The 12,785-nt window shown below is 70.1% G+C and carries 11 protein-coding genes; 8 read left to right on the top strand and 3 right to left on the bottom strand.

Annotated elements, in window-relative coordinates:
• Positions 1-24: 24 nt before the first annotated feature.
• Complete coding sequence (locus ACTMTF_RS33740; RefSeq protein ID WP_441114307.1) at positions 25-1,314, bottom strand: phenylacetate--CoA ligase family protein; 1,290 nt, start codon at positions 1,312-1,314, stop codon at positions 25-27.
• Positions 1,315-1,680: 366 nt separating this feature from the next.
• Between ACTMTF_RS33740 and ACTMTF_RS33735 the strand changes: the two genes are divergently transcribed.
• Positions 1,681-2,796, top strand: a complete 1,116-nt coding sequence (locus ACTMTF_RS33735; RefSeq protein ID WP_397011073.1) for a zinc-binding dehydrogenase — start codon at positions 1,681-1,683, stop codon at positions 2,794-2,796.
• 36 nt (positions 2,797-2,832) lie between these two features.
• Positions 2,833-3,837: an amidohydrolase family protein gene (locus ACTMTF_RS33730; protein ID WP_441114306.1), complete on the top strand. Its 1,005-nt coding sequence runs from the start codon at positions 2,833-2,835 to the stop codon at positions 3,835-3,837.
• A gap of 159 nt (positions 3,838-3,996) precedes the next feature.
• On the opposite strand, the gene ACTMTF_RS33725 is transcribed toward ACTMTF_RS33730, so the two are convergent.
• Positions 3,997-4,167, bottom strand: coding sequence for a hypothetical protein (locus ACTMTF_RS33725; protein ID WP_397011069.1), 171 nt, complete (start codon positions 4,165-4,167; stop codon positions 3,997-3,999).
• A gap of 21 nt (positions 4,168-4,188) precedes the next feature.
• On the opposite strand from ACTMTF_RS33725, the gene ACTMTF_RS33720 reads away from it, so the two are divergent.
• The 6 genes from ACTMTF_RS33720 to ACTMTF_RS33695 all read left to right on the top strand — a co-directional run bounded on the left by ACTMTF_RS33720 (position 4,189) and on the right by ACTMTF_RS33695 (position 11,641).
• Positions 4,189-5,217: an ABC transporter ATP-binding protein gene (locus ACTMTF_RS33720; protein WP_441114305.1), complete on the top strand. Its 1,029-nt coding sequence runs from the start codon at positions 4,189-4,191 to the stop codon at positions 5,215-5,217.
• 4 nt (positions 5,218-5,221) lie between these two features.
• Positions 5,222-6,235, top strand: coding sequence for an ABC transporter ATP-binding protein (locus tag ACTMTF_RS33715; protein ID WP_441114304.1), 1,014 nt, complete (start codon positions 5,222-5,224; stop codon positions 6,233-6,235).
• Complete coding sequence (locus ACTMTF_RS33710) at positions 6,232-7,191, top strand: ABC transporter permease (RefSeq protein ID WP_441114303.1); 960 nt, start codon at positions 6,232-6,234, stop codon at positions 7,189-7,191. The genes ACTMTF_RS33715 and ACTMTF_RS33710 overlap by 4 nt, the downstream gene beginning before the upstream one ends.
• Positions 7,188-8,204, top strand: coding sequence for an ABC transporter permease (locus ACTMTF_RS33705; protein WP_441114302.1), 1,017 nt, complete (start codon positions 7,188-7,190; stop codon positions 8,202-8,204). The genes ACTMTF_RS33710 and ACTMTF_RS33705 overlap by 4 nt, the downstream gene beginning before the upstream one ends.
• Before the next feature lie 160 nt (positions 8,205-8,364).
• Positions 8,365-9,960: an ABC transporter substrate-binding protein gene (locus tag ACTMTF_RS33700; protein ID WP_441114301.1), complete on the top strand. Its 1,596-nt coding sequence runs from the start codon at positions 8,365-8,367 to the stop codon at positions 9,958-9,960.
• Positions 9,961-10,117: 157 nt separating this feature from the next.
• Positions 10,118-11,641, top strand: a complete 1,524-nt coding sequence (locus ACTMTF_RS33695; protein ID WP_441114300.1) for a nitrilase-related carbon-nitrogen hydrolase — start codon at positions 10,118-10,120, stop codon at positions 11,639-11,641.
• Here the strand turns inward: ACTMTF_RS33695 and ACTMTF_RS33690 are convergent.
• Positions 11,638-12,648 (bottom strand): AraC family transcriptional regulator, encoded by a 1,011-nt coding sequence (locus ACTMTF_RS33690; protein WP_441114299.1) that lies wholly within the window; start codon positions 12,646-12,648, stop codon positions 11,638-11,640. The genes ACTMTF_RS33695 and ACTMTF_RS33690 overlap by 4 nt on opposite strands.
• Positions 12,649-12,785: the final 137 nt, after the last annotated feature.

Genomic DNA, 12,785 nt, shown 5'->3' with positions numbered 1-12,785 from the left:
CCTGGTGTAGCGGTACAAGTGAGGTCAGCTGGAGATTCGGGTCAGGCGGGACTTCATCTCGCTGCGCTCCAGAGAGCCGGGCGGGACGATGGCGACCGAGGCGCGGACCGTCAGCCTGGCCCGGATCAGGTCCTCGATCTCGTGACGCAGCCCGTCCTGGTCGCCGGGCTCCTCGCCGACCTCGACCTCCACCCGCAGCGGCGGCTCCACGCTCGGGCCGGGGCTCGGCAGCACGATCTGCACCACGCCGTTGGTACGCGGGTGCAGCGTCTGCACCAGATCGCGGATCGCCGTGGGGAACACGTTCACGCCCCGCAGGATCAGCATGTCGTCAGTACGCCCCACGCAGCGGATGAGCGGTGCGCCGTCGTCGGCGAGCCCGGTGACGAGCACCCGGTCGCGGGTGCGGAAGCGGACGAGCGGGCAGCACTCACGGTCCACCGAGGTGTAGACGAGCTCGCCGGAGACGCCCGGCTCGGGCACGAGCGGCTCGCCCGTCTCCGGGTCGATCAGCTCCACCAGCACGTGCCGGCCACCGGTGAAGCGCATGCCGCCGGCGCCCGGAGGCTCGGCGAACAGCACCGGCGCCATGTCCGCGTTGCCGAGGCCCTCGGTGACCTGCGCGCCCCAGGCCTCCTGCATGTGCCGCTGGAAGGCGGGCTCGCCGCCGCCGGGCTCCCCGCCGACGAAGATCTTGCGGATGCCGAACTCCCGGGGGTCGCGCCCCAGCTTGCGCACGTACTCGGCCAGGTAGCGGATGTAGGAGGGGGTGGCGTGCAGCGCGGTGACGCCGAGGCTCTCCAGCGCCTGTACGGCCTTCTCCGACGCTCCGGTGCCGACCGGGACCATCGTGCAGCCGATGCGCTCCAGCGCGTCGCGGATCGGCAGCCCGCCCACGAACAGCGTCAGGCCCGCGCCGTGCAGCACGATGTCCTCGCGGGTCGCGCCCATGGTCATGAAGGCCCGGGAGACCATCTCGGTCCACGCGTCGGAGTCGCGCCGGGTCACTCCCACCCAGCTGGGCTTGCCGGTGGTGCCGGTGGAGGCGTGGACGCGGATCACGTCGACCATGTCCACGCCCGCGTGGCCACCGAGCGGCGGCGTGGCCGCCTGGGAGTCGCGCAGCATCTGCTTGTCCGTGAAGGGCAGTTTGCGCATGTCGTCCAAGGACACCAGTGCCGTCGGATCGGTCCCGTGCTCGGCGAACAGGCCGGCGTAGAAGGGAGAACGCGCGGGCAGCCCGGCGAGCTGCGTGCGGAGCATCGCGGTGACGGCGTTACGGTCCTCAGCCGCGACGAAGCCGGGTGTGATCACGTATTGTCCTTCCGGGGGAATGGGGTTGCCAATGCTCGGAAGCGGCCATGATGGCGGCCGCAGCGCATAAGGAGACTCCCGAGGCCGTGCCTCATGGCGGTTAGCTGCGGTGCTTCACTATGCCCAGCGGCCCGGCTGACAGACCAGCTGACTTTCGCGTCGCGGAAAGCAAATGCCGTGCGCCGCCGCCCGGTGGAAGGGCTCCCGGCGGTCACGTACAGGACACGGCGCGGTGATTGGTTTCCGCTGAGTGAAATCCTCGTCGCATTCGTCTGACCTCGCCGACATCCTGGCAGCCAAGCGAGACATGGCGTGCCGCCGCCGCCCCGGCGCACGGCCACCACCAGGAGAGAGGCCCGCCTTTTCATGGCAGACACGGTACGTGCGGCTGTCCAGGTCGCCCCTCACAAGATCGAGATACGCGAGTTCCCCCGGCCGGAGATCGGCCCCGATGACGGCCTGATGCGTGTCGAGGCCAACGGCATCTGCGGCAGTGACGTCGAGATCTACAGGGGGCACATCGGGTCGATGGCCCGGGAGGACCCCAAGCCGTTCGTGCCCGGCCACGAGCCGATGGGCATCATCGAGGAGGTCGGGGAGCGGGCCGCGGCCCGGTGGGGCGTCAAGCCCGGCGACCGGGTGGCCGTGGAGGTCATCATCCCGTGCCACGCCTGTAAGACGTGCCTGGCCGGCCGCTATCAGGCGTGCCCCAACCGGCAGCCGGGGCACGGCGTGGCGGCCACCGACGTGGCCCCGTCGCTGTGGGGCGGGTTCGCCGAGCTGATGTACCTGTCCCCCAACACGATCCTGCACCCCATCGACCGGACGCTGCCGGCCGAGGTCGCCTCGATGTTCAACCCGCTGGGCGCCGGCGTCCGCTGGGGCGTGCACCTGGGCGAGATCGGGCTCGGCGACACCGTGCTGGTCCTCGGCGCCGGGCAGCGCGGCCTGGGCGCGGTCATCGCGGCGCGGGCGGCGGGCGCCGGCACGATCATCGTCACCGGTCTGGAGGCGGACGCGCACAAGCTCGCCCTGGCCCGCGAGTTCGGCGCCGACCACACCCTCGTGGTCGACGGCGAGCAGGCCGAGGACACCGTCGAGCGGGTCCGCGAGATCACCGGCGGCGAGATGGCCGACGTCGCGCTGGAGCTCACCCCGATGGCCGGCGGGCCGATCACCGACGCCCTGCTGTCCACCCGGCACAGCGGCCGGGTGGTGCTGGCCGGGCTCAAGGGCCAGCGGGAGATCCCGCTGCGCACCGACCTGATCATCAACCGCGGGCTGACGGTCGTCGGCGCGTTCGGTGTGGACAGCCGCGCCTACAAGGCGGCGATCGGCATCATCGAGTCACGCCGCTACCCCCTGGAGAAGCTGCACACCCACTCCTTCGGGCTGGACGACACCGCTCGCGCGATCGAGGTCCTCGGCGGCGACGTGCCGGGCGAGGCCGGCGTGCACGTCTCCGTCCACCCCAACTCCTGAGGCCCATCTCCTGAGCATCGACCCGGGAGGTTCGAAATGCTTGTCGACGCCCACGCCCACCTGCTTCCCCATGACTATCCGGAAGACGCCCCCGAGTGTTTCCCGCGCATGGAGCCGATCGACGGCGACACCGCTCGCCTGCACCTGTTCGGCGCCTCGCGGTTCCGCGCCCGGGACGTGTTCTTCAACGCCGAGCGCCGGATCGAGGCGCTGGACGCCTCCGGGGTGACCACCGAGGTGATCACCCCGATGCCGCCGCTGCTGCGCTACGACCTGCCGGCCGCCGACGGCCTGTCGCTGGCGCGGCACGTCAACGAGTTCACCACGACGCTGTGCGCCACCGACCCCAAGCGGCTCATCGGCTTCGGCATCGTGCCCATGCAGGACCCCGAAGCGGCGACCGCCGAACTGGCGGCGATGCGTGAGTCGGGCCTGATCGGCGTGGAGATCGCCTCGAACATCGCGGGCGTCTCCATCGGCGACGAGCGCTTCCTGCCGTTCTTCGTCGAGGCCGAGCGGCTGGACATGCCGATCTTCGTGCACGCCCTGCCGTCCCCGACCGACCGGCTGCCCCGCTCGGCGATGGGCACGTACGTCGTGGGCCTCGAAGGCGCGCTCGCCGCGGCTTCGATGATCACCGGCGGCACCGCGGAGAAGTGCCCCAACCTGCGCATCTCCTTCAGCCACGCGGCAGGCGGATTCCCGCTCATGGTGCCGCGCGCGCAGTACTTCTGGGGCGGCACCTGGAACGAGGAGCCGCCGATCCCGGACAAGGCCATCGCCCACACCGAAGGCCCGTCACCGCTGGACTACGCCCGTCGCTTCTACTACGACTCGATGGTCTTCGACCGGCGCGCCCTGACGTACCTGATCGACCTGCTCGGCCACGACCGCCTGCTGGTCGGCTCCGACTACCCGGCCATGGAGCGCGAGGAACCGGCAGGCCGTACGCTGCGCTCCCTCGACCTGCCCGAGGCCGTGCTGACCGACATCACCTGGCACAACGCCTACCGCTACCTGGGCATCGACCCGCCCGGCTAGCCCCTGCGACATCCCCCTTGGCGCGGCGGGCACCCGCACCGAGGGGGATCCACCATCACAGCCCCGCAACAACCAGATGACGGCCCTCCGAAAGCTTTTCGCAGGGCGAAAGGGATATGGCGGCCCCCATACCCGCAGCGCATAGTGGCGTGACAGGAATCACACCCGATGAGGTGCGGCGATACGCCGCGCGCCGCCGGGCCCACCGGCCCGGTACGCGCACGAGCTCGGCGGGCTGGTCGTCAGATCGCCGCCGAACACGGCGATGAACGCGCACTCGTTCCTCGCACCCATGCCGGCCTGGAACAGGCGGACCGCCTTCCCCAGCAACTCCCCGATGACGAAGGAGCGATGACGGTGCCGTCCCCACCGCTGCTCGAAGTGAATGATCTATACGTCCAATTTCCCACTCCTACCGGCCCGGTGAACGCCGTCGCCGGTGTGTCGTTCACGGTCTCGGCCGGTGAGACGGTCGCGGTGGTGGGCGAGTCCGGCTCCGGGAAGAGCGTGTCGTCGCTCGCGCTGCTCGGACTGCTCGGCTCGGGCAAGATCTCGTCGGGCTCGGTGCTGCTGCGCGGCGACGAGCTCGTCGGGGCCGATCGGGAGAAGCTGCGGAAGCTGCGCGGCGCCGAGATCGCGATGATCTTCCAGAACCCGATGAGCTCGCTGGACCCGCTGTTCACGATCGGTGACCAACTGATCGAGGCGCTGCGCGTGCATCGGCCGATGTCGCGTCGCGCCGCCCGGGTTCGTGCCGTCGAGTTGCTGCGGGAGGTTGGGCTGCCGGACCCGGAACGGCGGGTGCGGGCCTATCCGCACGAGCTCTCCGGCGGCCAGCAGCAGCGGGTGATGGTGGCGATCGCGCTGACCTGTGAGCCGGCGCTGCTCATCGCCGACGAGCCCACGACGGCGCTGGACGTGACGGTCGAGGCACAGATCCTGGAGCTGCTGCGCACCATGCAGCGCGACCACGGCACGGCGTTGCTGCTCATCACCCACGACATGGCGGTGGTGGCCGAGATGGCCGACCGTGTCGTGGTCATGTACGCGGGGCAGGTGGTGGAGCACGGACCGGTGGAGGACGTGCTACGCGACCCGCGGAACCCGTACACCAAGGCTTTGATCGATTCGATTCCGACGCCGGCGACGCCGCGGGACAAGCCGATGCCGGCCATCGCGGGCAATGTGCCGACACCGGCGGCGGTGCCCTCGGGATGCCGGTTCCACCCTCGCTGCCCCTCGGTGCACGACCGGTGCTCGGTGGACGCGCCCCGGCTGTACCAGCTGGGAGAGACGCGGGCGAGCCGGTGCTGGACGCATGACACCGAGCCCTCGGACTCGTCCGCGGCGACCGTCGAAGAGGTGCACCGTGTCGGGTAGCGAAGTGTCAGTGGCGTCTGCCGAGGTCTCGGACGAGCAGGCGACCCCGCTGTTCGAGGCGCGTGACCTGGTCAAGCAGTTCCGGTCGCGGCGGACCGTGGTGCAGGCGGTCAACGGCGTCTCGCTGAAGATCCCGCGCGGACGCACCGTGGGGCTGGTGGGGGAGTCCGGCTCCGGGAAGTCCACCGTCGCCCGGCTGGCCCTGCGGCTGCTCGACCCCACCTCCGGCGAGGTGAGCTTCGACGGCGTCGACCTGCTGCGCGCCTCGCGGGGCGAGATGCGGGCGCTGCGGCGGCGGATGCAGATCGTGTTCCAGGACCCGCTCGGTTCGCTGAACCCCCGGATGCGGGTGCTGAGCGCGGTCGGCGAGCCGCTCACCGTGCACGGGATCGCCAAGGGCAAGGACAAGGCCGACCGGGTGGTCGAGCTGCTGGAGCGGGTCGGTCTCAGCTCGGGCGACCTGTACAAGTTCTCCCACCAGTTCTCCGGCGGGCAGGCACAGCGCCTCGGCATCGCGCGGGCGCTCGCCACCGACCCGGACCTGATCGTCTGCGACGAGGCCGTCTCCGCGCTCGACGTGTCGGTGCAGGCCCAGGTGCTGAACCTGCTCAAGGAGCTGCAAGCCGACCTCGGGCTGTCCTACCTGTTCATCGCGCACGATCTCAACGTCGTGCGGTACATGGCCGACGAGGTCTGCGTCATGTACCTCGGCGAGATCGTGGAGCGGGGCGACGGCGACGAGCTGTTCGCCGACCCGCGGCACCCGTACACCAAGATGCTCGTCTCCGCCGTGCCCGAGTTCGCGCCCGAGCTGGCCGACGGCCGTGGTCGCCGCTCGATCCCGCGGGGCGAGCCCGCCAGCCCGAGCAACCCCCCGCCGGGGTGCCGGTTCCACCCCCGTTGTCCGCAAGCGATGCAGCGGTGCCGAGAGGACGCGCCCACCATGCACCGAATTTCGACCGGCCGCACGGTGGCCTGCCACCTGTTCGACGCCGAACGGGAAGTGAGCGAGCGATGATCGGCTACACCCTGCGCAGGCTGGGGTTCGGCGCGGTGGTCATGTTCCTGGTCACGGTGTTCGTGTTCGTGATCATGCGGCTGGTCCCCGGCGACGCGGTGAGCCTGCAGTTGCAGGACACCGGGGTGAGCAAGGCGGAAGCCGACGCGCTGCGCGCGGAGTTCGGGCTGGACGACCCGGTCTGGGTGCAGTTGTGGACCTGGCTCGGCAACGCCGTGCAGGGAGACCTGGGCACGTCGTTCTACAGCGGGGAGTCCGTGGTCGACCTGTTCCTGGCCAGGATCCCGGTGACCGTGCAGCTCGGCCTGATGGCGATGCTGCTCGGCGCGGTGCTCGGGCTCGTGGTCGGCGTCATCGCCGCGGCGACCAGGGGCTCCATGGTGGACGGCGCCCTGCGGCTGTTCGCGGTGGCCTTCCTGTCGGTGCCGAACTTCGTGGTCGCCCTGCTGGTGCTGACGGGGCTCGCGATCTGGTTCGCGTGGTCGCCGCCGATCGTCTACACCGGGCCGGGCGAGGACTTCGTCAGCTGGGCCCAGCAGATCGCGATCCCGGTCATCGCGCTCGGCACCGGGGGCATGGCCTCGGTGGCCCGGCTGACCCGGTCGTCGATGCTGGAGTCGCTGGGGTCTGACTACATCCGCACCGTGCGCGCCAAGGGCGTCCGTGAGCGGGTCGTGATCGCCAAGCACGCGCTGCGCAACTCGACGATCGCGGTGCTCACGCTGCTCGGGCTGGAGCTGGCCACCGTGCTCGGCGGCACGGTGATCATCGAGCGGATGTTCTCGCTCCCCGGCACCGGACAGCTCATCTACCAGGCGGTGCTCGACCGGGACTATCCGGTGGTGGTGGCCTGCACGATCTTCTACGCCGGCCTGTTCATCATCACGATCATTCTGATCGACCTGCTGTACGCGCTGGTCGATCCGCGGATCCGCTCCGGGAAGGCGCTGTCGTGACCCAGAAGCAGACATTGACGGATGAGGCGCCGGCCGTGCGATCCGCGCCGAAGCCGCCCCGGCCGCCGCGCCGGGTCGGCGTGCGGCAGGTGCTCAAGGCCCTGCGCACGTTCGTGCGCTCCCAGCCGCTGGGCGCCGCCGCGTTGCTGCTGATCTGCTTCTTCGTGTTCGTGGCGGTGTTCGCGCCCCTGGTGGCCCCGTACGATCCGGTGGAGCAGTTCCGCCGGGACATCCTGGAGCCGCCGTCCGGCACGTACCTGTTCGGCACCGACGACCTCGGCCGCGACGTGCTGAGCCGGACCATCTACGGCGCCCAGACGTCGTTGATCATCGGTGTCGTGACCACGAGCGTCAGCCTGGTGCTGGGCACCACGATCGGCGTGATCTCGGGCTACTTCGGCCGCGCCCTGGACGTGGTGGTGCAGCGGCTGATGGACGCCGTGCAGGCCGTCCCCGGCATCGTGCTGCTGCTGTTCATCGCGGTGATCCTCGGGCCGTCGGTGCGCAACACGATCATCGCGCTGACCGTGGTGATCACACCCTCGTTCAACCGGATCGCCCGCGCCGAGACGCTGCGGGTCCGCCAGGAGCCCTACGTCGAGGCCGCCAGGGCGACCGGCGCGCACGCGCCACGCATCCTGGCTCTCCATGTGCTGCCCAACCTGCTGGCCTCGGTGCTGACCCTGGGCAGCCTGATCTTCGCCGGCGTGATCATCGCGGAGTCGGCGCTGAGCTTCCTCGGCATCGGCGCGCCGCCGCCCACCCCGTCCTGGGGCCTGATGCTCTCCGAAGGGGTGCGCTATGTCGAACGCGCCCCCTGGCTGATCATCGTCCCCTCCATCGCGCTGTCCATCGCCGTCTTCAGCTTCAACCTGCTCGGCGACGCGCTGCGTGACCATCTCGACCCACGCCTGCAGCGGCGGGTCGTCGACCGGGTCACCGGGCTGTGGTGGGGCCGGCGCATGCTGTCCCGCCTGGCCCCGAGCCTGTCCCGCGCCACTGAGAAGAACTAGTCACTGACATACCCGGTAGGCCGATTCCCGGCCGTGCCCCCGGACCCCCCGCGCTGAAGCGCTGATCTATTGGAGGCAGGAGCATGAGAAGCTCAGGGAAGGGACTGACCGCCTTGACCAAGGCGATCCACCCCGTGGCGATTTCCGTCCGGGAGTCAGCGTGAAGCGCCGTCCGCTGCTGGCAGCAGCACTCGTCGCGGCGCTGGCCCTGACCGGTTGTGGCGGCGGTGGCGACACCGGGGGCAGCACCGACAAGGGTGCGGCGGCTCCGGTCGGCGCCCCCAAGCCGGGCGGCACGGCCGTGCTCCACCTCCCCTCGGAGATCACCAACGGGCTGAACCCGCTGATCAGCAGTGACCCGACGTTGAACACGCTCCTTTCGGGATCCGTCTACGGCAAGCTGCTGGACATCAAGACCGGGCCCGACGTGAAGACGTGGGAGCTGGTGCCCGATCTCGCCGAGTCCTGGGAGGTCTCCGAGGACGGCAAGACCTACACCTTCAAGCTGCGCAAGGACGTGCGCTGGCACAACATCGCGCCGGTGAACGGGCGCGCGTTCGTCGCCGACGACGTGGTGGCCACCTTCGAGGCCCTGAAGAAGGCGACACGGGTGCACCAGTGGATGATCGAGCCGGTCACCAGCATCAAGGCGACGGACGACCACACGGTCGTGTTCAAGCTGAAGGAGCCGTACGCTCCGATGCTGGACTACCTCGCCTACCACTTCAACATGATCCTTCCCAGGGAGGGCGTCGAGGGCAAGTTCGACCTGGCCACCCAGGCGATCGGGACCGGCCCGTTCATGCTCGACAAGCACACTCCCGACGTGGAGTGGGTGTTCAAGAAGAACCCTGACTACTACGTCAAGGGCAAGCCGTACGTGGACGTGATCAAGCGCCCGATCATGTCGGACGTCGCGGCCGTCACCGCCGCGCTGCGCAGCGGCCGCCTGGACTTCGGCACCACCAGCGACCAGAACGTGGCCAAGCAGCTCGCCGAGCAGGGCCTCAAGGTCGCCGAGACGCCCGGCGCCCCGGTCAGCTTCTTCATCAACCCCAAGGTCGAGCCGTTCGACGACCTGAAGGTGAGGCAGGCCGTCGCGCAGGCCATCGACTGGGTCGGGATGGGCGAGAACATCCGCGGCAAGTTCAACCTGACCTCACTGGTGCGGCCTGACACCAGCGCCGCGGCGCTGACCCGCGACGAAGTCCTGAAGCTCCGGCCGTACGACCCCGAGAACGCCAAGAAGCTGCTGGCGGAGGCGGGCCTGCCGAACGGGTTCGAGACGAAGCTCATGGTGCAGCGCGTCGACGACGAGGACGTCCGCGAGGCGCAGTGGATGCAGGAGGACCTGGCCAAGGTCGGCATCAAGATGGAGCTCGAGATGGTCGACCCGGCCACGGGCATCGACCGGCGCCGTAGCCACGACTTCCCGATGGCCAAGGCGCTGCGCGGCGTGCACCTGCCCGACCAGGTGTGGCGTGACTTCGAGAAGGACTCGCTGGAGAACTACACCTCGATCGACGACCCCGAGCTGTACAAGCTGCTCGCGGAGTCGCGCGCCGAGCAGGACGAGGACAAGCGCAACGAGATCTACCGCACGATGCAGACGCGGATGGAGACCGAGATCGTCCAGGTGCTCTACCCGATCCAGAAGTTCGACTACGGCATCACCAACGCCCGCGTGCAGGGTCTGTACGAGAGCCCGATCTACCAGGGCAAGCGACTCGCGGACATGTGGCTGAACGAGTCGTAGGCCATCCAGTCCGAAGCGGCGGCCACCGGGGTCCTCCCGGTGGCCGCCGTTCGTCGTGCGCGCCTCGGTCATGGAACAGGAGAGTCCGGGTCACAGCCTCCCAGGTCACGCCGCCGTTAGCGTCCGACTGGAAGCATCGACGGCAGGGAAGGTCGAGATGGACACACAGACGGTCGCTCCACCGAGCGTGACGCCGGCGGCGCCGGACGGGGACAGGTGGCGCTGGGCGTGGCTGGGCGTGGGCACGGTGCTCTGGCTGTTCGCCGTGCACGGCCGCTTCGACATCGCAGTGGCGGCCTGGCTGTCGCCCGTCTTCCTGCTGAGGTTCGTCAGGACCGGCCCGGCGGTCAGCGGACTGCTGCTGGTGTGGGTGGCCTCCGCGCTGGCGGGCGTGTTCTGGATGGTCGAGACCGCCGTGCCGATGACGCCGATCACGGTGGTGGGGATCATCGGGCTGGGCACCCTGACCGTGCTGCCCTACGTGGCGGACCGGCTGGTCACGCCGGGGGCGCGCACGCTGGTGGGCCTGCTGCTGTTCCCGGCGGCGCTCGCGGCCTGCGAGTTCGCGATGACGCTCATCAGCCCGTTCGGCACCGCGTTCGGCGTGCCGGCCGCGACCCAGCACGGCAGTCTCGCGTTGCTGCAGGTGGTGGCCGTGACCGGCCCCTACGGCGTGGGATTCCTCATCGGCTGGTTCGCCACGGTCGTGAACCACTTCTGGGCGAACCCGCGCAGGGCGGGCAGGGTGGTCGGCTCCTTCGCCGCCGTGCTCCTGGCGCTGCTGCTGGCGGGCGGGGCCCGGCTGGCGTTCTTCGCGCCGGACGGCGACCGGGTGCGGGTCGCGGGCATCAGCCCGGACACCTCCGTCACCAGCGAGCTGCGCGGCGCGATCGGCGCGGACGTCACCCCGCAGCAGATGGCGGAACGGGACCAGGCGGCGGTGCGGGCGGCCTTCGGCAAGGTCAACGCCAATGTGCTGACCCGCACCCGGGAGGCCGCGCAGGCGGGCGCGAAGATCGTGATGTGGTCGGAGCAGGCGGCCAACGTGCTGCTCGCCGACGAGCCGGCGTTCCTCGGCCAGGTCGCCGCCGTCGCCAGGGAGAGCCGGATCTACCTCCAGGCCGCCGTGAACCTCTACCTGCCGCAGGCGCCGTACTCGGCCAACCGCGTCTACCTCTTCGACCCGTCCGGCGAGCAGGTGTGGGTCTACAACAAGACGCACCCGATCCCCGGCCTGGAGTTCTACCCAGGAGGCGACGGCGTGGTGCCGGTCGCGCGGACACCGTACGGACGGCTGGCCACGGTGATCTGCTTCGACGCCGACTTCCCCGAGCTGATGCGGGTGGACGCCGACATCATGATCGTGCCCGCCCGCGACTGGGCCGAGATCGGCCCGGTGCACAGCCAGAAGGCGCAGTCGCGCTCGATCGAGAACGGGTACGCGATGATCCGGCAGGGGGAGTTCGGCGTGTCGGGCGCGTTCGACCAGCAGGGCCGGACGCTCGCCGCACACGATCACGGGGGCACGGACCAGCACGTCGTGTACTCCGATGTGCCCACGCGCGGCGCCGCCACCGTCTACCGCGTGATCGGTGACACGTTCGCCTGGCTGTGCATGGCCGGGACCGTCGTCGCGATCGGCCTGGCGGTGCGCGAGCGGGGCGCCCGCCGGAGCGGCTAGCCCCCGCTCGTCAGGGAGTGTCGGTACTCGCCCGGCGGGCTGCCGACCCAGCGCGTGAAGGCCCGCCGGAACGCGCTGGGCTCGGAGAACCCGAGCCGGTACGAGATCTCGTCGATGGACTCCCTGCCGTGCCGCAGGCCGTCCACGGCGAGGTCGCGGAGCACCTCCTCCCGCACGTGCTGGAACGAGGTGCCCTCCTGCCGCAGGAGGCGGCGCATGTGCTGGACGCTGATCGACAGCCGGGCCGCCACCTGGTCGGCCCGCTCCCTGTGGGTCAGGTCGCCGCGTTCGAGCACCTTGCGCACCCGGTCGGCGGTCGTCGTGCCGTAGTCGCGCTGGTTGATCAGGTCGCTCGGCGACCTGCTGATGTAGCTGATCAGCTCCGGCTCCTCCCGCACGACCGGGGCGCTCAGCAGCCGGGCGGGGAAGCTGATCGACGCCACCGGCGCGTCGAAGGACGGCTGCCTGCCGAAGATCGACGTGTACTCGGCGCTGTAGTCGGGCTCGGCGAAGGGCATGTCCAGCCCCGTCAGCGGGAGCCGCTGTCCCACCAGCCAGGCCGAGAAGCGATGGACGAAGGTGAGCATGAGCTCGACGGCGAGTGGCCGCACCTCGTCGGCCGGCTCGGCGGCGATCTCGATCCGGCAGGTGTCGCCGTCGACCACGAGGCGGCTGCGTGTGTAGCCGGTGGTGATCGACGCGAACGTGACCAGCCGGTCGAGCGCGGCCCGCAGGTCAGGCGCGTGGATCAGGCCCAGCGAGATCATGCGGAAGGTGCCCTGGGGCACCGGCCGGGGCCCGAGGCGGAGCAACTCGTCGCCGGTGAGCCGCACCAGGACCCGCATCACCGCGACCGTCTGCTCGCAGCCGAGCCGGGTCACGCCGGGACTGGTCAGCTCGGGCCACAGCGGCAGGTCGCGCATCTCGCGCCGGACGTCGGTCCCCGCTGTCTCCGTGGAGACGATGGCCGATCGGACGAACTGGATCGCAACGCCGCACTCGGACATAAAGCACTCCTTGCCGTGCTGGCGACGCTAGCAGACGCCCGTCCTCTCGCGGCACGCCTGACTAGTAGATGCGGTACTTCTTGCCGCAGTTGTCGAACTTGCCGGCCCAGCAGGTGTAGGTGTAGACCTTGCCGATC

This window comes from Nonomuraea sp. ZG12 (genome assembly GCF_052068115.1).
In the GTDB taxonomy this organism is placed as follows: Bacteria; Actinomycetota; Actinomycetes; order Streptosporangiales; family Streptosporangiaceae; genus Nonomuraea.
The sequence above is the reverse complement of the archived record's forward strand: the minus strand, read 5'-3'. Positions and strand labels throughout refer to the sequence as shown.

Coding starts and splice junctions, on each gene's coding strand:
- ACTMTF_RS33690 (WP_441114299.1), bottom strand. CDS start 12,648: ATGTCCGAGTGCGGCGTTGCGATCCAGTTCGTCCGATCGGCCATCGTC.
- ACTMTF_RS33720 (WP_441114305.1), top strand. CDS start 4,189: ATGACGGTGCCGTCCCCACCGCTGCTCGAAGTGAATGATCTATACGTC.
- ACTMTF_RS33695 (WP_441114300.1), top strand. CDS start 10,118: ATGGACACACAGACGGTCGCTCCACCGAGCGTGACGCCGGCGGCGCCG.
- ACTMTF_RS33710 (WP_441114303.1), top strand. CDS start 6,232: ATGATCGGCTACACCCTGCGCAGGCTGGGGTTCGGCGCGGTGGTCATG.
- ACTMTF_RS33730 (WP_441114306.1), top strand. CDS start 2,833: ATGCTTGTCGACGCCCACGCCCACCTGCTTCCCCATGACTATCCGGAA.
- ACTMTF_RS33735 (WP_397011073.1), top strand. CDS start 1,681: ATGGCAGACACGGTACGTGCGGCTGTCCAGGTCGCCCCTCACAAGATC.